General features: G+C 68.6%; 21 protein-coding genes. 16 read left to right on the top strand and 5 right to left on the bottom strand.

The features are described from left to right. The first annotated feature begins 22 nt into the window (after positions 1 to 22). From OG558_RS17495 to OG558_RS17485, 3 genes are all read left to right on the top strand, one after another. The gene (locus OG558_RS17495) at positions 23 to 652 is read left to right on the top strand and encodes a class I SAM-dependent methyltransferase (protein WP_329484385.1); all 630 of its coding nucleotides are present in this window, start codon (positions 23 to 25) and stop codon (positions 650 to 652) included. Positions 653 to 730: 78 nt separating this feature from the next. Beyond that, positions 731 to 1,327, top strand: a complete 597-nt coding sequence (locus OG558_RS17490) for an ATP-dependent Clp protease proteolytic subunit (protein ID WP_329484384.1) — start codon at positions 731 to 733, stop codon at positions 1,325 to 1,327. Between the two features lie 79 nt (positions 1,328 to 1,406). Then, positions 1,407 to 2,015 carry a ClpP family protease gene (locus OG558_RS17485; protein ID WP_405071208.1) on the top strand — a complete coding sequence of 203 codons (609 nt, stop codon included), beginning with the start codon at positions 1,407 to 1,409 and terminating at the stop codon, positions 2,013 to 2,015. On the opposite strand, the gene OG558_RS17480 is transcribed toward OG558_RS17485, so the two are convergent. Then, positions 2,016 to 3,104: a serine hydrolase domain-containing protein gene (locus tag OG558_RS17480; RefSeq protein WP_405071207.1), complete on the bottom strand. Its 1,089-nt coding sequence runs from the start codon at positions 3,102 to 3,104 to the stop codon at positions 2,016 to 2,018. 54 nt (positions 3,105 to 3,158) lie between these two features. Here OG558_RS17480 and OG558_RS17475 point away from each other — a divergent pair, with 54 nt between their 5' ends. After that, positions 3,159 to 3,887: a PIG-L deacetylase family protein gene (locus tag OG558_RS17475; protein ID WP_405071206.1), complete on the top strand. Its 729-nt coding sequence runs from the start codon at positions 3,159 to 3,161 to the stop codon at positions 3,885 to 3,887. Between the two features lie 41 nt (positions 3,888 to 3,928). Next, on the top strand, positions 3,929 to 4,663 hold the full coding sequence (locus tag OG558_RS17470; protein WP_405071205.1) for an alpha/beta fold hydrolase: 735 nt from the start codon (positions 3,929 to 3,931) through the stop codon (positions 4,661 to 4,663). On the opposite strand, the gene OG558_RS17465 is transcribed toward OG558_RS17470, so the two are convergent. Further along, entirely contained in the window at positions 4,660 to 5,982 is a 1,323-nt protein-coding gene (locus OG558_RS17465) for an aminopeptidase C (protein ID WP_405071204.1), read from the bottom strand. The two genes, OG558_RS17470 and OG558_RS17465, sit on opposite strands and share 4 nt — an antisense overlap. Before the next feature lie 140 nt (positions 5,983 to 6,122). Here OG558_RS17465 and rpsR point away from each other — a divergent pair, with 140 nt between their 5' ends. Further along, positions 6,123 to 6,365 carry a 30S ribosomal protein S18 gene (rpsR, locus tag OG558_RS17460; RefSeq protein WP_328523942.1) on the top strand — a complete coding sequence of 81 codons (243 nt, stop codon included), beginning with the start codon at positions 6,123 to 6,125 and terminating at the stop codon, positions 6,363 to 6,365. 4 nt (positions 6,366 to 6,369) lie between these two features. Here rpsR and OG558_RS17455 read toward each other — a convergent pair whose 3' ends face one another. Together OG558_RS17455 and OG558_RS17450 are read right to left on the bottom strand one after the other, a co-directional pair. Then, positions 6,370 to 7,011, bottom strand: coding sequence for a response regulator transcription factor (locus tag OG558_RS17455; protein ID WP_328523943.1), 642 nt, complete (start codon positions 7,009 to 7,011; stop codon positions 6,370 to 6,372). Continuing rightward, positions 7,008 to 8,585, bottom strand: a complete 1,578-nt coding sequence (locus OG558_RS17450; RefSeq protein ID WP_405071203.1) for a PspC domain-containing protein — start codon at positions 8,583 to 8,585, stop codon at positions 7,008 to 7,010. The genes OG558_RS17455 and OG558_RS17450 overlap by 4 nt, the downstream gene beginning before the upstream one ends. A gap of 206 nt (positions 8,586 to 8,791) precedes the next feature. Here OG558_RS17450 and OG558_RS17445 point away from each other — a divergent pair, with 206 nt between their 5' ends. The 10 genes from OG558_RS17445 (at position 8,792) to OG558_RS17400 (ending at position 17,920) form a co-directional block, all read left to right on the top strand. Further along, complete coding sequence (locus tag OG558_RS17445; RefSeq protein ID WP_405071202.1) at positions 8,792 to 10,138, top strand: PspC domain-containing protein; 1,347 nt, start codon at positions 8,792 to 8,794, stop codon at positions 10,136 to 10,138. Further along, on the top strand, positions 10,135 to 10,326 hold the full coding sequence (locus OG558_RS17440) for a hypothetical protein (RefSeq protein WP_329484374.1): 192 nt from the start codon (positions 10,135 to 10,137) through the stop codon (positions 10,324 to 10,326). The genes OG558_RS17445 and OG558_RS17440 overlap by 4 nt, the downstream gene beginning before the upstream one ends. A gap of 166 nt (positions 10,327 to 10,492) precedes the next feature. Continuing rightward, on the top strand, positions 10,493 to 10,693 hold the full coding sequence (locus OG558_RS17435) for a cold-shock protein (protein ID WP_131352941.1): 201 nt from the start codon (positions 10,493 to 10,495) through the stop codon (positions 10,691 to 10,693). Between the two features lie 83 nt (positions 10,694 to 10,776). Beyond that, positions 10,777 to 11,931: an L-histidine N(alpha)-methyltransferase gene (locus tag OG558_RS17430; protein ID WP_329484373.1), complete on the top strand. Its 1,155-nt coding sequence runs from the start codon at positions 10,777 to 10,779 to the stop codon at positions 11,929 to 11,931. Next, entirely contained in the window at positions 11,928 to 12,464 is a 537-nt protein-coding gene (locus OG558_RS17425) for a hypothetical protein (protein ID WP_405071201.1), read from the top strand. The genes OG558_RS17430 and OG558_RS17425 overlap by 4 nt, the downstream gene beginning before the upstream one ends. Further along, complete coding sequence (locus tag OG558_RS17420; protein ID WP_405071200.1) at positions 12,434 to 12,604, top strand: hypothetical protein; 171 nt, start codon at positions 12,434 to 12,436, stop codon at positions 12,602 to 12,604. Before OG558_RS17425 ends, OG558_RS17420 begins: the two co-directional genes overlap by 31 nt. 221 nt (positions 12,605 to 12,825) lie before the next feature. Further along, on the top strand, positions 12,826 to 14,748 hold the full coding sequence (locus OG558_RS17415; RefSeq protein ID WP_405071199.1) for a hypothetical protein: 1,923 nt from the start codon (positions 12,826 to 12,828) through the stop codon (positions 14,746 to 14,748). A gap of 90 nt (positions 14,749 to 14,838) precedes the next feature. Continuing rightward, positions 14,839 to 16,104, top strand: coding sequence for an extracellular solute-binding protein (locus OG558_RS17410; protein WP_405072178.1), 1,266 nt, complete (start codon positions 14,839 to 14,841; stop codon positions 16,102 to 16,104). Positions 16,105 to 16,214: 110 nt separating this feature from the next. Continuing rightward, positions 16,215 to 17,048, top strand: coding sequence for a carbohydrate ABC transporter permease (locus OG558_RS17405; RefSeq protein ID WP_405071198.1), 834 nt, complete (start codon positions 16,215 to 16,217; stop codon positions 17,046 to 17,048). Then, positions 17,048 to 17,920, top strand: a complete 873-nt coding sequence (locus tag OG558_RS17400) for a carbohydrate ABC transporter permease (protein WP_329484369.1) — start codon at positions 17,048 to 17,050, stop codon at positions 17,918 to 17,920. The genes OG558_RS17405 and OG558_RS17400 overlap by 1 nt, the downstream gene beginning before the upstream one ends. Positions 17,921 to 17,949: 29 nt before the next feature. On the opposite strand, the gene OG558_RS17395 is transcribed toward OG558_RS17400, so the two are convergent. Further along, a complete protein-coding gene (locus OG558_RS17395; RefSeq protein WP_405071197.1) occupies positions 17,950 to 18,927 on the bottom strand; it encodes an aldo/keto reductase in 978 nt (325 codons plus the stop codon). Positions 18,928 to 18,990: the final 63 nt, after the last annotated feature.

The raw sequence follows: 18,990 nt of genomic DNA, 5'->3' as shown, positions 1-18,990 counted from the left end.
ACACCCTCTATCGTGGGTGGTCATGGCGCACCCGGTTTTCGCTCGGTTGTACGCGCGAGTGCGGCCGACGCTGGACCAGCAGGGCGTGGCCGAGCACCGGCGGCGGCTGCTGCGCGACCTGGCCGGCCGGGTGCTCGAGGTCGGCGCCGGCGACGGCGGCAACTTCGCCCACTACCCGCCGGAGGTGACCGAGGTGGTGGCGGTCGAGCCGGAGGCGTACCTACGCGCCAAGGCCGTGCGGCACGCGACCACCGCGCCGGTCCGGGTGGAAGTCGTCAACAGTACGGCGGAACGGCTGCCGCTCGACGACGGCGCTGTCGATGCCGTCGTCGCGTCGCTGGTGTTGTGCTCGGTCCCGGACCAGGCGGTTGCGCTCGCCGAGGCCTTCCGGGTGCTGCGACCAGGTGGCGAGCTGCGGTTCTACGAGCACGTCGTCGCCACATCCGGCCGGCTACGCGGCGTACAGAAGGTCCTCGACGCGACTATCTATCCACCGCTGTCCGGCGGCTGCCACCTGCACCGCGACACCGCCGCCGCCATCACGACGGCCGGCTTCACCATCACCACACTCGACCGCTTCAACTTCCCACCCACCGGCCCCAACCCAGCCGCCCCTCACATCCTCGGCCGCGCACTCCGCCCGGACAGCTGAGCGGGATCTTCTGTGGGCAGACTTGCCGTCAGCAGAAAAGCTGGGGTCAGGCCGGTCCGCCCGGTCAGGGTTGAGGACATGGCAGAAGACAACAAACCACCGCTGTTCAACGAGGCGGCACGGCAACGCTTGTTCGGGCAGCGGATCGTGGTACTGGACGGAACCCTCGACGACGACAACGGGACCTTGCTGGCGACCCAGATCCTGACCCTGGCCGCCGAGGACCCGGACGCCGACATCGCCTTGTGGATCCACTCGCTCGGCGGTTCGGTGCCGTCGATGCTCGCGATCCGCGACGTGATCCGGCTGGTGCCGTGCGACGTGTCGACGCTGGCGATCGGACTGGCCTGCAGCGCCGGGCAGTTCCTGCTGTCGGCCGGTACGCCGGGCAAACGCTACGCACTGCGGCACGCCAGGGTCCTGATGCACCAGGGATCGGCCGGGATCGGCGGGTCCGCGGTGGAGATCGAGATCCAGGCCAACGACCTGCGGCACATCCGGGACACCGTCCTGGCGCTGATCGCCGAGGACACCGGGCAGCCGTTCGACGTCGTGCACGAGGACTCCCTGCACGACCACTGGTACACCGCCGAACAGGCCCGTCAGTACGGCTTCATCGACCACATCGTCGAGTCGTTCGACCAAGTGATGCCCCAACCGAAGGCGGCCGCGTAATGAACGAACGAAGTGAGTTCACCATCAAGCACAGCGCATCTCGTGTCTCATCCGCGCCCGGAGCGAAGCGAGGACGTGGATGAGCAGCTACACGATTCCCAACGTGATCGCCCAGCACCCGCGGGGCGAGCGGATCATGGACGTCTACTCGCACCTGCTCAGCGAGCGCATCATCTACCTCGGTACGGCGATCGACGCGGGCGTCGCGAACGCGTTGATCGCCCAGCTGTTGCATCTCGAGGTGGACAAGCCGGAGCAGGAGATCAACCTCTACATCAACTGCGAGGGCGGCGACATGACCGCGATGCTCGCGATCTACGACACGATGCAGTACATCCAGTCGCCGGTCGCGACGTTCTGCGTCGGTCAGGCGATCGCGGCCGGTGCGGTCCTGCTGGCCGGGGGTGCCGCCGGGCGTCGCGCCGTACTGCCGCATGCCCGGGTCGTGCTGCACCAGCCGGCCGCGCGTGGGCAGGGCACGATCCCGGACCTGATCCTGCAGGCCGACGAGGTGGTCCGGGTCCGCGGGCAGGTGGAGTCGATCCTGGCGCGCCACACCGGGCAGACGGTCGAGCAGCTGCGGCACGACACGGACCGGGACCACGTGCTGACGGCTGAAGAGGCACGGCAGTACGGCATCATCGACCATGTGATCGTGGAGCGGGCGCCGATCGCGGCGCTCGCGTGATCATCCGGCGGCGGCGAGGACCTTGTCGGCGACGGCGGCGTGGTGGAGGTGGTCGGCCTGCGGCCGGCCGACGCGGTTGGTGAGGTAGGCGTAGGCGATCCGCCGGTCGGGGTCGGCCCAGCCGATGCAGCAGTAGCTGCCGTTGTGACCGAACGTCCGCGGGCCGCTCGTCGTCCCCAGCGGTGTGGTCCCTCCGGGGACCGACCGCGGGCCGCCGAGCTGGAACCCCTGTGACCACCGGACCGGTGCCCGCGCGGTCCGGTCGATCTCACCGTCGCTGCTGGGCTCGACAGCGAGCGCGATCGACTCCGGCCGCAGGATCCGGCCGGCCGGCCCGACTCCGCCGTACAGCAGGGCCTGGTACAGCGCGGCCAGGTCCCGTGCGGTGGTGGAGATGCCGGCCGAGGGTATGACGGCCGCGCGCGTGCTGTAACGGTTCACCACCGACTGGACAAATGGGCCGACGGGTCCGCCGGCCCGCACCGGGACATGCCGGGGCCACTCGTCGGCGGGGAGTCCGAGGAAGGTGTCGGTGACGGCGAGTGGTTCGAGCACTGAGCGCCAGACCAGCTCGTCGATCGGTTGGCGGCTGCAGCGCTGGGCGACTTCGCCGAGGATGAACCCGAAGGCCAGCGGGCTGTACGCGACCGTGTCGATCGGCCACTGCGGGCGAGCCTCCTCGATCCGCCGCAGTGACCGATGCCAGTCGGTCATCGCGCGGGCCTCACCCAGGTACGAGCCCGCGTGGGACACACCGGAGCGGTGCCGCAGCACCTGGCGCACGGTGATCTCCCGCTTGCCGTTGTCCGCGAACTCGGGCCAGTACGCCGCCACCGCGTCGTCCAGGTGGAGCAGACCGGACTCGACGAGCTGGTGGATCACGATCGCGACGTACGGCTTGCTCGCGGAGAAGAGCCAGAACAACGCGTCCGGCGGACAGCCGAAGCTCCGGTCGATCACCACCTGCCCGTCGCGGAGGACACACAGTTGGGCGATCGCGCCACGGGACTCGACCAGCTCGATCGCCTCACCCAGCCGGGCAGCGTCCATCCCGACGTCTTGTGGTTCGCACGCGCCGCCGAGTTCCATCGATCCCTCCCACGACCAGCTTGCCGTGCCAGGCAAGAGGCTAGGGTCGGTGCTGTGAGTGTGCCTGAGGGGAATCCGCGACCGGACCACGAGATCGAGCGGGTGCTGGCGGTGATCGCGCACCCGGACGACATCGACTTCGGAGGGGCCGGCACGGTCGCGTTGTGGACCAAGGCTGGGATCGAGGTGCACTACTGCGTCGTCACCGACGGTCAGGAGGGTGGCTTCGAGCCGGAGCGGGACCGGGCCGAGATCCCCGCGGTCCGCCGGGCCGAGCAGACCACGGCCGCCAGGCACGTCGGCGTCACCGACCTGCACTTCCTCGGGTACGCCGATGGATCGGTCGAGCCGACGCACGACCTGGTCCGCGACATCAGCCGGCTGATCCGCCAGGTCCGGCCGCAGCGGCTGCTGACCCAGTCACCGGAGCGTTGGTGGGCCCGGCTCCCGGTGTCCCACCCCGACCACCTCGCGACCGCGGAGGCGACCGTACGCGCGTTCTACCCGGCAGCCGGGAACCCGTACGCCTTCCCCGAGCTCACCGAGGAGGCCTGGAACGTCGACGAGCTCTGGATGTTCGGGCACCCCGAGCGCAACCACTACGTCGACATCACCGACACCTTCGACCAGAAGCTCGCCGCCCTGATGTCGCACACCAGCCAGCACCGCGACCCCGCCACCCTCCCCGGCCACATGCGCACCTGGTCCGCCCAGATCGCCGCCGGCGCCGGCCTCCCCCCGAACCACTACGCCGAAGCCTTCACCGTCATCCGCCTGCCCTAATCCCATTTGCACACCTACGCCGGACCAGCGAGGGTGCGTGCATGACGATTTCTCATGCGGTGGTTGGTGACGGGCCGGCGGTGTTGCTGGTGCATGCCGGGGTGGCGGATGCGCGGATGTGGGCTCGGCAGGTGGCGGATCTGCAGCAGGACCACCGGGTGATCACGGTCGATCTGCGGGGGTACGGCGAGACCCCGTTGGAGGCCGGCGCCAAGTACTCGGATGCGGGTGATGTGCTCGCGCTGCTCGACGAGTTGGGCGTCGACTCGGTCCAGGCCGTGGGAGCGTCGTTCGGCGGGTACGTCGTGCAGCAGATGGCCAGCCGGGCGCCGGAGCGGTTCAGCCGGCTGGTGCTGATCTGCGCACCGACCGACAACGTCGAGCCGACCGAGGACCTGCGCGCGGTGTGGGCCGAGGAGAACAAGCTGATCGAGGCCGCCGATGTCGACGGCGCGACCGACCTGATGGTGCGGAGCTGGATCGGGCCGGACGCGGATGACGACGCGCGTGAGCTGCTCCGGACGATGCAGAAGCGGGCCTACGAGCTCCAACTGGCCGCGGGCGATGACGTGGAGAACGAGGAGTACGCCGTCGAGCCGGAGAAGATCAGCGCGCCCGTGCGATTGATCACGGGCGCGCATGACTTCCAGTTCTTCGCGAACTGCGCGACGTACCTCGCCGAACGCCTGCCGGACGTCGAGCGGATCGACCTCCCGTGGGCCGGCCATCTGCCGACCCTCGAGCGTCCGGACGAGGCGTTGCGGTTGATCCTCTAGTCGGCCAGCGCGCCCATCGGGTCCCAGGCCGGGAGCACGATCGGCTCGTCGTCGAGTCGCGCCTGCAACTCGGCCGGCAGGGCGGACCGCCGGACGGCGATCTCGAAGACGTGCTCGCCGAACCACGAGTCGTTCATGGTCCAGAAGCCGCTGTCCGCCTTCTCGTCACCCCAGCTGTTCTCCACCCGCCAGCGCCGTGGCTCGCCGTCGACCACGTCGACACCGGTCAACAGCATCGCGTGCGTCATCAGCGTCTCGTGGTGCACCAGCCGCTCGGCCTTGTTCAAGCTGAACTCGGTGTCGTAGACCGAGCCGTAGTCGTACAGCTTGGCGTCCCAGTAGCCGAGGTCGGCGTTCATCTGCTTGCCGACGTCGCATCCGAACCAGACCGGCTCGCCGCCGACGATCGCGTCCTGGGTGAGCCGCTTCATCAGGTCGATGTCGACGTTCAGGTACACCACCGGCGGAGCGTCGATGACGTTGCCGAGGTAGTCGACGGTGAAGGTCCGGCCGACCGGGCTGGTCTCGCGCGGGTCGTGCACCAGGCAGACGTACTCCTCGACCGGGAGCTGCACGTACGCCGCGGCGAACTCGCTCGGCGTGGTCCAGCCGTCGCGGTGGAAGCCCTTGTCGCTGTCCTTCCACTGCCACAGGAACTTCTGCGGCGGCGTGCCGAGGTGGATGCTGAGCACCCGGTGCACGGTGGTCAGGATCTCCTGCTTGCGATCGCGCCGCGCCTCGGCGCCGTCCAGCGCCCGGAGGTCGCGCGCACCCTGCCTCAGCACCTTGCGCAGGATGTCGTTCATCTGCCCGGTCGACGACGAGCTCTCGGTCTCCGGCATCGCCGTCCTCGGCACCAGGCCGTGCTTGCGGACGACCGCGATGAACATGTTCCACTGGCCGCCGTCACCGATCGGGTCGGACAGCAGGTGCGCCACCGTCCGGTCGTCGGCGTCGCGGTCCGCGGTGTCGATGATCGCCTCGAGGAAGAAGTTGGCCCGCTCGAACTTGTCCCAGAACAGCACGTAGTTCTGGGAGAACTCGAAGTCCTTGACCCCGAGCTTCGCGGCCGCGCCGGCGCGCAGCAGGTTCAGCCCGGCGAACAGCCAGCAACGGCCGCTCTTCTTCTGGTTCGTCACCTTCCAGTCATCCAGCAGGTGGGACACCGAGTGGTCGATCGAGGTGACCACCTGTCGGTCCAGGGCGATGGCGTTGACCGGCGTCTGCGTGACGGCGTTCTGCATCACCCGGTACTGCGGGTTCGACGCGAACTCCTTCTCGAAGAGCGCGAGCTGTTCGGCTGTGAGATTCCGCTCCATAGCAGTCGACGGTATAACAGCGACCAAGCCGGTACCGCCTCAGCCGGGGTGGCGAATCCACGCCCTGTCCGGAACCCGCCACCGGCGAGCCCTTGCGTTATGCTAAATGAAAACGACATTCAACAAAGGAGAGGTGCCCCATGCCTCGACGCCCGGCCCCCACCGGCAAGCGCAAGCCGAAGCAGAATCCGCTCGATCGCGACGGCATCACCTACATCGACTACAAGGACACCGCGCTGCTGCGGAAGTTCATCTCCGACCGCGGCAAGATCCGGTCCCGCCGGGTGACCGGGTTGTCGGTGCAGCAGCAGAAGCAGATCGCCCGCGCGATCAAGAACGCGCGCGAGATGGCGCTCCTGCCCTACACCTCGGCGAACCGCTGACCGGTCAGACCAGCCGGCGGTCGGTCGCCCAGCGGGTCAGTTCGTGGCGGTTGGAGAGCTGGAGTTTGCGCAGCACCGAGGAGACGTGGGTCTCGACGGTCTTCACCGAGATGAAGAGCTCGCGGGCGACCTCCTTGTAGGCGTAGCCGCGGGCGATCAGGCGCAGGACCTCGCGCTCGCGCTGGGAGAGGCGGTCGAGGTCCTCGTCGACGGAGGCGATGTCGATCGCGCCGGAGAAGGCGTCGAGGACGAAGCCGGCCAGCCGCGGCGAGAAGACCGCGTCACCGTCGGCCACGCGGTTGATCGCGTCGACGAGCTCGGTGCCGCTGATGTTCTTCGTCACATAGCCACGCGCGCCGGCCCGGATCACGCCGATCACGTCCTCGGCCGCGTCCGACACCGACAGCGCCAGGAACTTGATGTCCGGGTGCCGCTGGTGCACCTGCTTCATCACCTCGATGCCACCGCCGCCGGGCAGGTGGACATCCAGGAGTACGACGTCGGGCTCGGTGCCCACGATCGCCTTCACCGCGGTGTCGACGTCTGATCCCTCCCCGACGATGTCGACCGACGCGCCGATCTCGCTGCGCACCCCGGCCCGGAACATGTCGTGATCGTCGACGACGACAACGCGCCTGCTGCTCATCTGTCCATCTCCAGTCGCACTTCGGTCCCTGTCTCCGGATCGGACCGCACCGTTGCGCGGCCGCCGTGCCGTTCCATCCTGCCCATCACACTGTGCCGCAGTCCGAGTCGATCATCGGGCACCTCGTCGACCTCGAAGCCCTTGCCCCGGTCCCGGACGAACATCTCCGCCCGGTCGCCGTCCACCTCGACGAACACGTCGATCTTCGCCGCACCCGAGTGCTTGGCCGCGTTCACCATCGACTCCCGCGCGGCCCGGACCATCGCCGACAGTCCTTCGGTCAGGTCGCAGTCCCCGACCGTGACCACCTCGACCGGTACGCCGTGCGAGTCCTCGACCTCGGCAGCGGCCCGCTTGGCGGCGCCGGCGAGTGTCTGGTCGGTGTTGTCGTCCTCGTCGTACAGCCAGGATCGCAGTTCACGCTCCTGCGAGCGCGCCAGCCGGGCCACGGCGCGCGGGTCGTCGGCCTGCTTCTGGATCAGCGCCAGCGTCTGCAGCACCGAGTCGTGCAGATGGGCCGCCATGTCGGCGCGCTCCTGCGACCGGACCCGCTCGGCACGCTCCGTGTTCAGGTCGCGGGTCAGCCGGTGCACCCACGGCCCCGCGATGACACCGATCCCGACCACGGCCAGCAGCAACGCGACCAGTACGTCGCCGACCATCGAGAGCCGGCCGTTCTGCACCAGGAACACGGTGATCGCGGTGCCGATCAGGATCAGGCCGACGGCGATCCGGATCAGCGACTTCCAGCCGCCCTTGCCGAGCACGACGCCGAGGATCGGGACGCGGACGTCCCGGGCCCACTGGGCCTTCTGGCTCTCGTCGGCCTGCCGCCAGATCAGTGCCAGACCGGTGCCGGCGAACACCAGCGGCCAGAACAACTTCCCGGCGATCCCGAGCCCGGCGACCTGCAGCAGGAGCAGCAGCCCGATCCCGATGGCCACCAGGGCCGTCACCTGGCCGCGGCTCTTCTCCCGCTTCCGCGCCTTGGCCTCGGTCACCGGCGGCGGCTCGTCGGAGCGCATCCCGCTCCGGGTGTGCGCGGCCAGCCCCGGCGCGGCCGGCACGGTCGCCGGCGCGAGCGGCATCAGGAACCACAACGCCGCATAGATCAGTACGCCGAACCCACCGAACACCGTGGTCGCGATCAGCACCAACCGGACGACGGTGTCGGACACACCCAGGTGATCCGCGACCCCGCCGGCCACACCGGCGATGACCCGTCCCTCCGTACGGCGGTACGCCCGGCGGACCGGCGGCGCCTCGGACGGCTGCCGCGGCTGCCCAGGTTGCCCGGCCGGACCGGAGTACGTCGGCCCAGTCGGCCCGGCGGATCCCTGTCCGGATTGGCCGCCGAAAGCCTGACCGCCGGCGCCTTGTCCCGTCTGAGCGCCGGCTGCGGCCTGGCGGGCGGCGTACGCTGCGTAAGGGCCTTGATACTGCCCGGGTCCCTGCGGACCCCACCCCTTGTACTGCCACGGGCTCGCATCAGACGCGCCCTGCCCAGGCGGCGACGCGGGAGGGCCTCCGTTCGCGGAGGTCCCGCCCGGAGGCGCGGCTGCTGGCTGGCTCATCACAACGATCGTCACACGCCACGAGGGCCGACACCAGCAGGCTTGTCCCCGGCTGTCTCCTCAGCACCCGTCCGGCGCGGTCAGGGTCCCCTCGGGGAGAACCCCGAGCCGAGGGCCTCGTGGCACCCGTCGGGCCCCAGGACTCCGGGGTGCTCAGGGGGCATCCCCGATGTGATCAGGCCGCCGAACGCGCCACTATCGATGACATGGAGCAGAACCAGAATGAACCCGGTGGGTTCGACCGCAGCCGCCTGCAGAACATGCAGAGCTGGCAGCGGAGCCGGTCGGACCGGTGGGTGGCCGGCGTCTGCGGCGGTATCGGCCGCGCGCTGAACATCGACCCGGTCCTGGTCCGCGTGGTGATGGCGGTACTCATCATCAGCGGTCCCGGGGTCATCTTCTACATCGCCGCCTGGGTGCTGATGCCCGACGAGGGCAGCGAGCGCTCAGCGGCGCAGGGTCTGCTCGGCGACCGGGTCCGGCCCGATCACCCTTGGCTGTGGCCGATCGTGATCGGCGTCTGTGTGTTCGTCGCCATCGCGATGATGTCGTCGTTCAACGTCGGCCGGTTCGTCCCCGGCCCGCTGATCGTGCTCGCCGTGATCTGGCTGGCCGCCAAGCATCGCAAGGGCGAGCGCCGCCGCGGCCAGGGGAACGGTCCGGGCACCACCTGGACCGCTCCTGGGACGAACTGGACCGGCCGCCCGCAGGACACCACACCGACGACCGGTGTCTCCCCGGCTGGTCAGCAGCCGGCCGCATCGGCGGACATGCCTCCTCAGACCGGCCCGTCAACTCCCCCGGCGGGCCCGTCGTCCTCGGCCACGCAGAGACCCCAGGACCGCACCGTCGAACCGGTCCAGGCTGTGTGGACCGAGGACGACCCCCTCGGGCTGTACGTCGACGAGCCGCCGACCGCACCGCCGACGCAGGCGAGCACCGCCGAGCCGCCGGCGAAGGGTGTCCGCGGGATCAAGTCGATCATCGTCGTACTGACCGGGATCGCGATCGGGATCGCCGCGCTCGCGGGTGCCCCGACGGCGACCATGCTGGTCATCGGCGTGGCCACGCTCGGCGCGGGCATGCTGATCGGTGGATTCGTCGGCCGCACGCTGGCCCTGCTGCCGCTGGGCATCCTGCTCGCGATCGGTGCCTTGGTGAGCACCGTGTTCCCGAACGTGCCGCGAGACTTCGCCGACGTGAACTTCACCGCGACGAGCACGGACACGGTCACGGCGACCAGCAACAGTTACAACTTCGACGCCGGGCAGGTGACGCTCGACCTGACCAAGGCGACTTTCGCACCGGGTGCCAGGGTCGACGTGAACGGCGGGGTCGGCGAGGTCATCGTCAAGGTCCCGCAGAACGTGGACGTCCAGGGCACGATGTCGACCGAGATGGGCGAGGTCATCGGACTCAACAACGCGAAGCAGGACGGGCATAATGCCCAAATGACGGTCAACGACCTGGGCGCGGACGCCAAGGCCGGTCCGTCGACTCTCACCGTCGACCTGCACCTGAAGCTGGGCAGCATCACAGTGGAGCGCGGATGAAGCAGCCTCGACGCAAGGCGAAGCCGGATGTGCCGGGGGTCGTTGCCGGCACCGTCCTGACCGGCGCCGCGACCATCTGGATGCTGAACGACAGCGGCGTCCTGCAGACCGACGACCTCGGCGTCACCGGCGCCCTCCTGCTGGTCACCGCCGGCGTCATCGGCCTGGCCGCCTCGCACCGCGGCTGAGGCCGGCGCCCGGCGCGTAGTTGCCAGCGGCATCTTGTCGCCGGCAGCCTCCGGACCGGTCGGGCCGGGGCCCTCGGCTAGGCTTGTGGACTGTCTGCCGGCGTCTGCCGGGGGGCGAGTACCCGAGGGGTCCGGGTGAAGCGGGCCCCGTGGTCAAGGAGTTTCGATGGTGCGCGGCACCGTGAAGTGGTTCAACGCCGACAAGGGCTACGGCTTCCTCGCCGTCGACGGCCAGGACGACGTGTTCGTCCACTGGAGCAAGATCGTCTCCGACGGTTACAAGACCCTGGAGGACGGCCAGCAGGTCGACTTCCAGATCGTCGACGGGCCGAAGGGCCGCGAGGCCGACACCGTCACCCCCGTCTGACCGGCCGCCGGACCCGGGTTTCCGGACTGCACCGGGAGTCGCCAACCGGTAGCCTGTCGTCTCACCGTGTGAGGGGTGGAGATGTGACAGAGCCGGTACCCGTGATCCGCAAGCTCGAGCAGGCGCTCGCCGACGACGACTTCGCCTGGTCGCTGCTGCTCGTCGGCGAGGACCAGACCGACAAGCTCGCCACGCTGACCGGCGACCTGCGCGGACCGTTCTCGAAGACCGGCGACGGCAAGCAGATCACCTCCGGCTTCTCCTACTGGGGCATCGGCCCGACGATCGCCTGGGCGAACGCCACCAACGACCCGTTCTACCTGGTCATGAAGGCCGGCGCGGAGTCCTTCCTGCGGCACTGGCGCAAGGTCCGGCCGCACGTCGAGAACGGCGGCTTCCACCTGGTCAGCCTCGGCGTCGGCACCGGGGTCAAGGACCGCACGATCCTCGGCGACATGCGCCGGCAGAACCGGGAGATGTTCTACATCCCGGTCGACATGAGCTCGGAGATGCTGCGGATGGGCACCCTGGAGCCGGTCCGCGGCGCCCGGTTCCCGATGTCCCAGGTGCTGCCGGTGCAGCTCGACTTCTCCATCGCCGACAACATCGACGAGCTCGCCCAGCTGCTGTCCCGGCTGATCGGCGACGACCCGATCCTGTTCACACTGACCGGCAACACGCTGGCCAACTTCGAGAGCGACGAGGAGCTGCTCAGCACGCTCACCCGGGCGCTGCGTCCGCAGGACCGGCTGCTCCTCGAGGTGGCCACCACCAGCAGCCTGGACGCCGACGCCGCGAAGGCGGCCGCCGACGAGTACCACCAGACCAGGGCCTTCGCGGAGTTCGTCACCAGCGCGCTGCGCTACAACACCGACCTGACCATCGACAACGACCGGATCGACTTCCGCGGTGAGGTCGAGACCGACGACGCCCTACGGGTGAAGATCGTCTGGCAGAACAACACCGGCGAACCGATCGTGATGGGCCTTCCCGACCACACCGAGGTGGTGCTCGAGCCGGAGGACACGATCCTGCTCTACACCACCCGCAAGTTCTCCACCGAGCGGCTGAAGAAGCTCACCGCCGCCTGCGACCTGACGCCGATCGAGCACGCCCACTCCGGCTTCCGCCACACCCGCCGCCCGAGCCCGTTCGGCCTCGACCTGCTCCTGCTCGCCCCCGGCACCGCCGAGGTCACCACCGCCACCACCCTCGCCGACGACATCTGGTCGACATGACCTCAGCCGGCGCGCCCGACCCCGGCCTGCCGAGAGAGCGGCGGCGGGTCCTGGCCCGGCTCCGACGGCTGCGGCTGGTGTTGCCGCCGGTGGATTCGCGGTGGGTGGCGAACCGGCGGATGATCGTCACCGCGGTCAGCTACGGCCTGCTCGCCCTGGCGTTCGTGCTGGGCGTGGTCTGGTTCATCTCGCCGGGCAACTCGCGGTGGGAGCCGGCGGTCAACTCGCTCACCCTGGTGGCCGGGCTGACCGGCATCTTCGTCGAGCGGCTGACGGCCGAGGCGGAACGCCGTACCGAGGTGCTGCGCGCGGTTGCGGACGAGCTGCGGGACAAGCCCCCCGGCTGCTCAGCGACGAGCGGTTCTCGCCGAACACGCCGACCACGCGGCAGGTGTACCCACGGCTGGTCGTGTCCGCGGTCGACCTGGCGCTGGTCTCGGGTGCGCTCGGGCTGCATCGCGACGCCGAGCTGGTCGGCCTGCTGCACAGGTGGCGGGACACCGTGCATCTGTTCAACCGGCGGCTCGATCTGACCGAGATCAGCACATTCTCGAACACGATCTCGGCGGCCGAGCTGGCCGCGTTCCACCGGGCCCTCCACCGCGAGAACAGCTACTTCGCGGCCACCCGGGAGATGCTCGAGAACCTGCTCACCCGGCTGCCCACCACGTAACGGCCGACGCCGTAACCTGGGCTCGTCCTGCCAGTACCGGCAAATCCGGCTGAGCGGTTGACTTCGTCGCGCCGGGAGGGATTCACTTTCGGACAGGACCGTAAATACGGCACCCCGGAGGCACTCGCATGCGACCAGTCCGCTCCCTCGTCGCGGTGGCGCTCGCCGCCGTTCTCGTCACCACTCCGACTACTCCTGCCCAGGCTGGGCACAATCCACCGGTGGGCACGCTCGTCTCACTCGGCACCCCGCTGTCCGACGTACTCCTGATCGGTGGCACCGTCGCGCCCGGCCCGAACGGCAAGACCGCGATCTGGAACGTGTCGACCGGCAGCCCGGCGTACCTGAACGCCATCGACCCGGCCACCGGCGCCAGCCTGCTGTCCGCCGCCCTGCCCGGCGCCGACGGCAGCTACGCGGTCGCAGCGACCCCGGACGGCACGATCTACGCCGGCACCTACAACAACGGCCACCTCTACCGCCTGCGACCCGGTGGCACGGTCGAGGACCTCGGCCGGCCGATCGCGAGTGAGACATTCATCTGGCGCATCACGACCGATGACCAGGGCAACGTGTACGGCGGCACGTTTCCGAACGGCAAGGTGTTCCGGTACGACGACAAGACCGGCGCCGTCCGCGACTACGGCACGGTGAAACCCGGCCAGACGTACGTCAAGAGCATCGACTACGCGGACGGCAAGATCTACACGGGTTCGCTGCCGGATGCGCACATCATGGAGGTCGACGCCACGACAGGCGCGATCACCGAGTTGCCCTCGCCACCCGGGCTCGGTGACCCGGCCGACAAGGTCGTCTACGACCTGAACGCCCGCGGCGGCCGGGTCTACGCCCGGATCAGCACCGCGTTCCCCGGCCCGCTGTACGTCTGGGACATCGCGAGCCGGACCTGGGTCGACGAGATCCCGAACGCGCACGGCCTGGACATCTCGCCGATCGGCGCGGACGGCTCGTTGTACCTGATCCAGAACAGCGAACTGAAGAAGTACGACCCGGCCACCAAGACCCTGACCGGCACCGGCCTGACCTTCACCGGCCGGATCCAGAACACCCGCTCGATCGGGTACGCCGACCTCGGTCTGCCCGACTACCCGGGCACGAGCGTGGTCGGCACGCTCTGGCGCGGCGAGGAGTTCCGCTACAACCCGCAGACCGGCAAGTCCGAGATCTTCCAGACCCAGGTACGGCGGGAGCCGATCGAGATCCTGTCCGTGGCCGGAGGCAAGGACAAGATCTACGCCGGCGGCTTCCTCAACGGCGGCGTGTCCGTGGTCGACCCGTCCACCGGCGCGGCCACCTTCAACCGGTTCTCACAGGTCGAGGCGCTGATGGAGGGCTCCAACGGCAAGCTGTGGATCGGCGCCTACCCCGAGGCCCGGCTCTACGCCTACGACCAGACCCAGCCCTGGAGCAGCCCGGAGTACTCCCCCGGACCGCCCGGTACGCCGGACAACCCCACACAGCTGCTCAACCTCAAGCCGGACCTCCTGCAGACCCGGGCCCGCGCCCTGGCCGAGGTGAACGGAAAGATCGCGGTCGGCACCGTCCCCGACGGCGACCGGCTCGGCGGCGCACTGGTCATCTACGACCCGAAGACCAACACTGCACAGAAGTACCGCAACGTGGTGCAGGACGAATGCGTCTTCGGCCTGACCGCCCGCCAGGGCATCGTCTACGGCGGTACGTCGATCGTCGGCGGACTCTCCACCACGCCGCCGACCCGGGACGCGGGCACCGTGTTCGCCTGGGACGTGGCCAAGTCCAGGAAGCTGTGGGAAACCGTCCCCGTGCCCGGCGCGGCCACGGTATCCTCCGTGACGTTCGGCCCGGACGGGCTGCTCTGGGGCGTGGCCGGCAAGACCGTCTTCGCCGTCGATCCACACTCCGGCAAGGTGCTCACATCCTTCGTGCTCGGGAACACCAACTCCAGCGGCGACATCGTCGCGACCCCGGACGCGGTGTACGTGAGCATCGACCTGAACAAGATCTACCGGATCGCACCGGGAAAGAAGCAGACCCCGACGCTGTTCCTCGAGCACGCGCACCGGCGGCTCGGGGTCCGCGGCGATCACCAACTGCTGCTCACCAGCGGCTCCGAGCTGTTCCGAGTTGATATCAGCCGTTGACAGCCCAAATTCGACCCGGCTACTTTCGGTCCTGACCGTTATTCGGTGCAACACTTTCCGGCCCTGACTTCCGGACACCCTGGGGGTGTGATGATTTCGACCGTTCGCCGCATCGCGGCACCACTCATGGCGCTCGTACTCGCCGCCGCGCTCAGTTCCTGCGGCAACGACGACTCGGGCTCCTCGTCGGAGAAGAAGAGCGTCACGCTCTGGATGTACCCGGTGATCGCCGACCAGGCGACGAGCGACGCCTACTGGAAGAAGGTCGAGACCGACTTCGAGGCGGCCAACTCCGGGATCGACCTGAAGATCGAGATGCAGCCGTGGGCGAACCGCGAGGAGAAGCTCACCGCCGCATTCTCGGGCAAGAAGGGTCCGGACGTGCTGTTGATGATCCCGGACCAGATTCCGCAGTACGTGAACAGCGGCTCGCTGGAGCCGATCGACGACGTGGTCGAGCCGGAGAAGGACACCTTCCTGCCGGCCGCGGTCCCAGGTCTGACCGTCGACGGCAAGGCGTACGGCGCACCGATCTACCACACCGTCACGACGACGATGTACAACAAGGCGATCCTGACCAAGGCCGGGATCAGCACGCCGCCGGAGACCTGGGACGAGATCAAGGCGGCGGCTCCCAAGATCAAGGCCGCCGGGTTCTCCACGCTGGACTACTCGGCCTCGCCGGAGGCGACGCTGAACCTCAGCTTCTACCCGCTGCTGTGGCAGGCCGGCGGCAAGGTGTTCGCCGACGACGGCAAGAGCGTGGCGTTCAACCAGGCCCCGGGTCTGGAGGCCCTGACCTTCCTGAAGGGCCTGTGGGACGAGGGCGCGATCTCGAAGACCGCGCTGAGCAGCGTGAACACGATCGCCGACTCGGCGCTCGGCAAGGGGCAGGTCGCGATGGCGTATACCAGCGTCCCGGCGGACGCCGCCACGGTCGGCAAGACGTGGGGTGCGGCCAACGTCGAGATCGGCGCGCCGCTGACCGACAAGTTGCAGGTCGGGTACGGGATCCCGGGCGGTCTCGTGATGAACGCCGCGACCGGCAACCCCGACGCCGCGAAGAAGTTCCTGTCGTTCATGATTCAGCCGGCCCAGCTTGACGCGCTCAGCAAGGCGTCCGGCTACTACTCGCCGCGCAAGGACGGGAAGTACGAGTCGACGGACCTGAACGCCGCGAAGTTCAAGGACGCGTTGCAGTACGCCGTACCGGGTGAGGCGAACCCGTCGGCGCGCCAGGTGATGTCGATGCTGAGCACCGAGATCCAGGCCGTGCTGACCGGCAAGAAGCAGCCGCAGCAGGCGCTGGACGACGCCGCCAAGCAGGCCAACGACCTGCTCTCGAGGCAACGTTGACGAACACTCTGCCGACAGCGTCGGCCGCGGGTCGGGCGGGACCCGCGGCCGGCCGGTCGGCACGGACGTCCCGCTCACGCGGTGGACCCCGGCGCAGGCCGTGGATCGGGTTGCTGTTCGTCGCCCCGATGCTCGTGCTGTTCCTGCTGTTCCGGTTCCTGCCGACGATCGGCGCCCTGCTGCTGTCGCTCACCGACTACCGGATCAGCGGCAAGTGGGATTTCATTGCCTTTGACAACTACACGCGGCTGTTCTCGGACCACGTGTTCCACGAGGCGCTGGTGGTGACGATCACCTACACGGTGATCTTCGTCCCGCTGACCGTGCTGCTGTCGCTCGGGACCGCCGTACTGCTGCACCAGGTGGTGTGGAAGCGCGGCTTCTTCCGGGGCGTCTTCTTCCTTCCGTACGTGACCAGCATCGTGCTCGCCGCGGTGATCTGGAAGTGGATCTACGACGCCCAGGACGGCCTGCTGAACGCCGTCCTCGGGCTGGTCAGCGTCGGGCCGGTCGATTTCCTCGGTCAATCGGGCACGGTGCTGCCGTCGATCGCGGTGACGTCGGCCTGGAAGGGCTTCGGCTACTCGATGCTGATCCTGCTCGCCGGTCTGCAGGCGGTCCCGAAGTCGTACCTCGAGGCCGCGATGATCGACGGCGCCGGCACCTGGCAGCGGTTCCGCTACATCACGCTGCCGCAGCTGCGTCCGGTGCTGTTCTTCGTGCTGGTGATCGAGACGATCGGCGCGTTCCAGGTCTTCGACGCGATGTACGTGATGACCGGCGGCGGCCCGGTCCGCTCCAGCTATTCGCTCGTCTACTTCCTGTACGACAGCGGATTCAAGTACTTCGACTTCGGCTACGCCAGCGCGATCGGCCTGGTCCTGTTCCTGATCGTGCTGATCGTCTCGCTCGTGCAGCGCCGGCTCGTCGGGAGGGACGACTGATGGTGAACGTGCTCGAACGACCGCCGGTGCGCGAGCTGACCGAGGCTCCGACCGCCGCGCGGCGTCAGGTCGCCCGCCTGACGCTGCCGACCTTGCTGGCGCTGACCGCGATCGTCACGATCGTGCCGTTCGCGGCGATGGTCCTGGTCGCGTTCGCGCCCCCGAGCGGCCAGACCTTCCCGGACGCGCTCAACCCGGCCCACTGGACCTTCGAGAACTTCTCCAAGGTCTTGTCCAGCTCCGACATCCCCCGCTGGACGGTCAACTCGCTGCTGTACTCGCTGGTCTCCGTCGTCTGCGTGCTGCTGTTCGCCTCGATGGCCGGCTACGCGTTCGCGAAGAAGAAGTTCCCCGGCCGGGAGATCCTGTTCTGGGCCTTCCTGGCCACGCTGATGGTCCCGTTCCAGGCGACGCTGATCCCGTCGTACATCCTGGTCTCGCGGCTCGACTGGGTGGACAGCTACTGGGGCCTGATCGTGCCCACGCTGGCGAACTCGCAGGCCGTGTTCCTGATGCGGCAGTTCATCAGCCAGTTGCCGGACGAGCTGTTCGAAGCCGCCGAGATCGACGGCGCCGCGGAGTGGCGGATCTTCACGATGATCGTGCTGCCACTGATCCGCCCGGTGCTCGCGACCCTCGGGATCTTCGTGTTCCTGTGGCACTGGAACGACTTCCTCTGGCCGCTGGTGATCGGCCAGTCCGGCACGATGCAGACCCTCACCGTCGGCCTGGCCACGCTGCAGACCCAGGCAGTCCCGATCAACCAGATCATGGCCGGCGCCACCATCACCGTCGTACCAAGCCTGCTGGTGTTCGGCCTGCTACAGCGCTACCTCACCGACAGCATTGCCATGAGCGGCCTCAAAGCCTGAGGCCGCCCACGCATGCGCGCCGACGAATCTCAGTCGAAGAAGTAAGGGTACGGAACAGACTCCGGCTGGCTCGCGACATCGAGGCGTTCCATCTGCTCGGTGGTCAGCGAGAACTCCGCGGCACCAAGGAGATCGTCGAGGTACGCCGGCGTACGCGGACCGATGATCGGTGCGGTGACGCCCGGGCGCTGCATCAGCCAGCGGACCGCGACCTGCGGGAGGGTACGGCCGGCCTCCGCCGCGACCGCGGTCAGTTCGTCGATCACGTGCCAGGTGTGCTCGTTGCCATACCGGTCCCAGGAGTGCGTCCCGGGAGTGGAGACCTTGCTGTCCGCGGGCGGCGCGGTCATGCCGCGCTGGAACGCACCCGACAACCACCCCGAGCGCAGGGGGGACCAGGTGATGACGCCGAGGCCCTCGTTCCGGCAGACCGGGAGCAGTTCCCACTCAGGAGAGCGGTCGAGCAACGTGTAGAGCGGCTGGAGGCTGGCGAGCGGCTCCCAGCCATGCTGGGTGCACAGGTCGACGGCCTTCTGCAGTTGCCAGCCGCGGAAGTTGCTGACCCCGATGTAGCGGACCTTGCCGGACCGCACTAAACCGTCGAGGGTCGACAAGCTCTCGGTGAGCGGAGTGCTGTCGTCCCAAAGATGGAGCTGGTAGAGGTCGATGTAGTCAGTACCCAGTCGCCGCAGGCTCGCGTCAACGGCATCGAGAATGTGCTTGCGGGACAGGCCCCGATCAGTCGGCCGTGGTCCGGCAGGCCCCCAGACCTTGGTCGCGATGACGTAGTCCGCACGCCGCTGCGTCTTCAGCCACCGTCCAAGAACCTCCTCCGACGCGCCGTCGCCGTACACGTTGGCGGTGTCGATGAACGTGCCGCCCGCATCGGTGAACACCTGCAGGATCTTCCGGCTGTCGCTCTCGTCCGTCCGGGAGCCGAACATCATCGCGCCCAGACACAGTTCGCTGACCTTGAGCCCGGTGGCTCCGAGGTTTCTGTAGTCCATTCCCCCGACGCTAGGTGCTGGAGTGCACTCCAGCTCAAGTCGCTATTCCATGGAGGGCGGACG

Origin of the sequence: Kribbella sp. NBC_01510 (assembly GCF_045040325.1) — a bacterium.
In the GTDB taxonomy this organism is placed as follows: Bacteria; Actinomycetota; Actinomycetes; order Propionibacteriales; family Kribbellaceae; genus Kribbella.
Note: the sequence above shows the minus strand (reverse complement) of the source record. Positions and strands in the feature narration are given on the sequence as shown.

What these genes read in the sequence shown, in the direction of transcription:
- OG558_RS17495 (WP_329484385.1), top strand. Translation starts at nt 23, where the DNA reads ATGGCGCACCCGGTTTTCGCTCGGTTGTACGCGCGAGTGCGGCCGACG.
- OG558_RS17490 (WP_329484384.1), top strand. Translation starts at nt 731, where the DNA reads ATGGCAGAAGACAACAAACCACCGCTGTTCAACGAGGCGGCACGGCAA.
- OG558_RS17485 (WP_405071208.1), top strand. Translation starts at nt 1,407, where the DNA reads ATGAGCAGCTACACGATTCCCAACGTGATCGCCCAGCACCCGCGGGGC.
- OG558_RS17480 (WP_405071207.1), bottom strand. Translation starts at nt 3,104, where the DNA reads ATGGAACTCGGCGGCGCGTGCGAACCACAAGACGTCGGGATGGACGCT.
- OG558_RS17470 (WP_405071205.1), top strand. Translation starts at nt 3,929, where the DNA reads ATGACGATTTCTCATGCGGTGGTTGGTGACGGGCCGGCGGTGTTGCTG.
- OG558_RS17465 (WP_405071204.1), bottom strand. Translation starts at nt 5,982, where the DNA reads ATGGAGCGGAATCTCACAGCCGAACAGCTCGCGCTCTTCGAGAAGGAG.
- rpsR (WP_328523942.1), top strand. Translation starts at nt 6,123, where the DNA reads ATGCCTCGACGCCCGGCCCCCACCGGCAAGCGCAAGCCGAAGCAGAAT.
- OG558_RS17455 (WP_328523943.1), bottom strand. Translation starts at nt 7,011, where the DNA reads ATGAGCAGCAGGCGCGTTGTCGTCGTCGACGATCACGACATGTTCCGG.
- OG558_RS17450 (WP_405071203.1), bottom strand. Translation starts at nt 8,585, where the DNA reads ATGAGCCAGCCAGCAGCCGCGCCTCCGGGCGGGACCTCCGCGAACGGA.
- OG558_RS17445 (WP_405071202.1), top strand. Translation starts at nt 8,792, where the DNA reads ATGGAGCAGAACCAGAATGAACCCGGTGGGTTCGACCGCAGCCGCCTG.
- OG558_RS17440 (WP_329484374.1), top strand. Translation starts at nt 10,135, where the DNA reads ATGAAGCAGCCTCGACGCAAGGCGAAGCCGGATGTGCCGGGGGTCGTT.
- OG558_RS17435 (WP_131352941.1), top strand. Translation starts at nt 10,493, where the DNA reads ATGGTGCGCGGCACCGTGAAGTGGTTCAACGCCGACAAGGGCTACGGC.
- OG558_RS17425 (WP_405071201.1), top strand. Translation starts at nt 11,928, where the DNA reads ATGACCTCAGCCGGCGCGCCCGACCCCGGCCTGCCGAGAGAGCGGCGG.
- OG558_RS17410 (WP_405072178.1), top strand. Translation starts at nt 14,839, where the DNA reads ATGATTTCGACCGTTCGCCGCATCGCGGCACCACTCATGGCGCTCGTA.
- OG558_RS17400 (WP_329484369.1), top strand. Translation starts at nt 17,048, where the DNA reads ATGGTGAACGTGCTCGAACGACCGCCGGTGCGCGAGCTGACCGAGGCT.
- OG558_RS17395 (WP_405071197.1), bottom strand. Translation starts at nt 18,927, where the DNA reads ATGGACTACAGAAACCTCGGAGCCACCGGGCTCAAGGTCAGCGAACTG.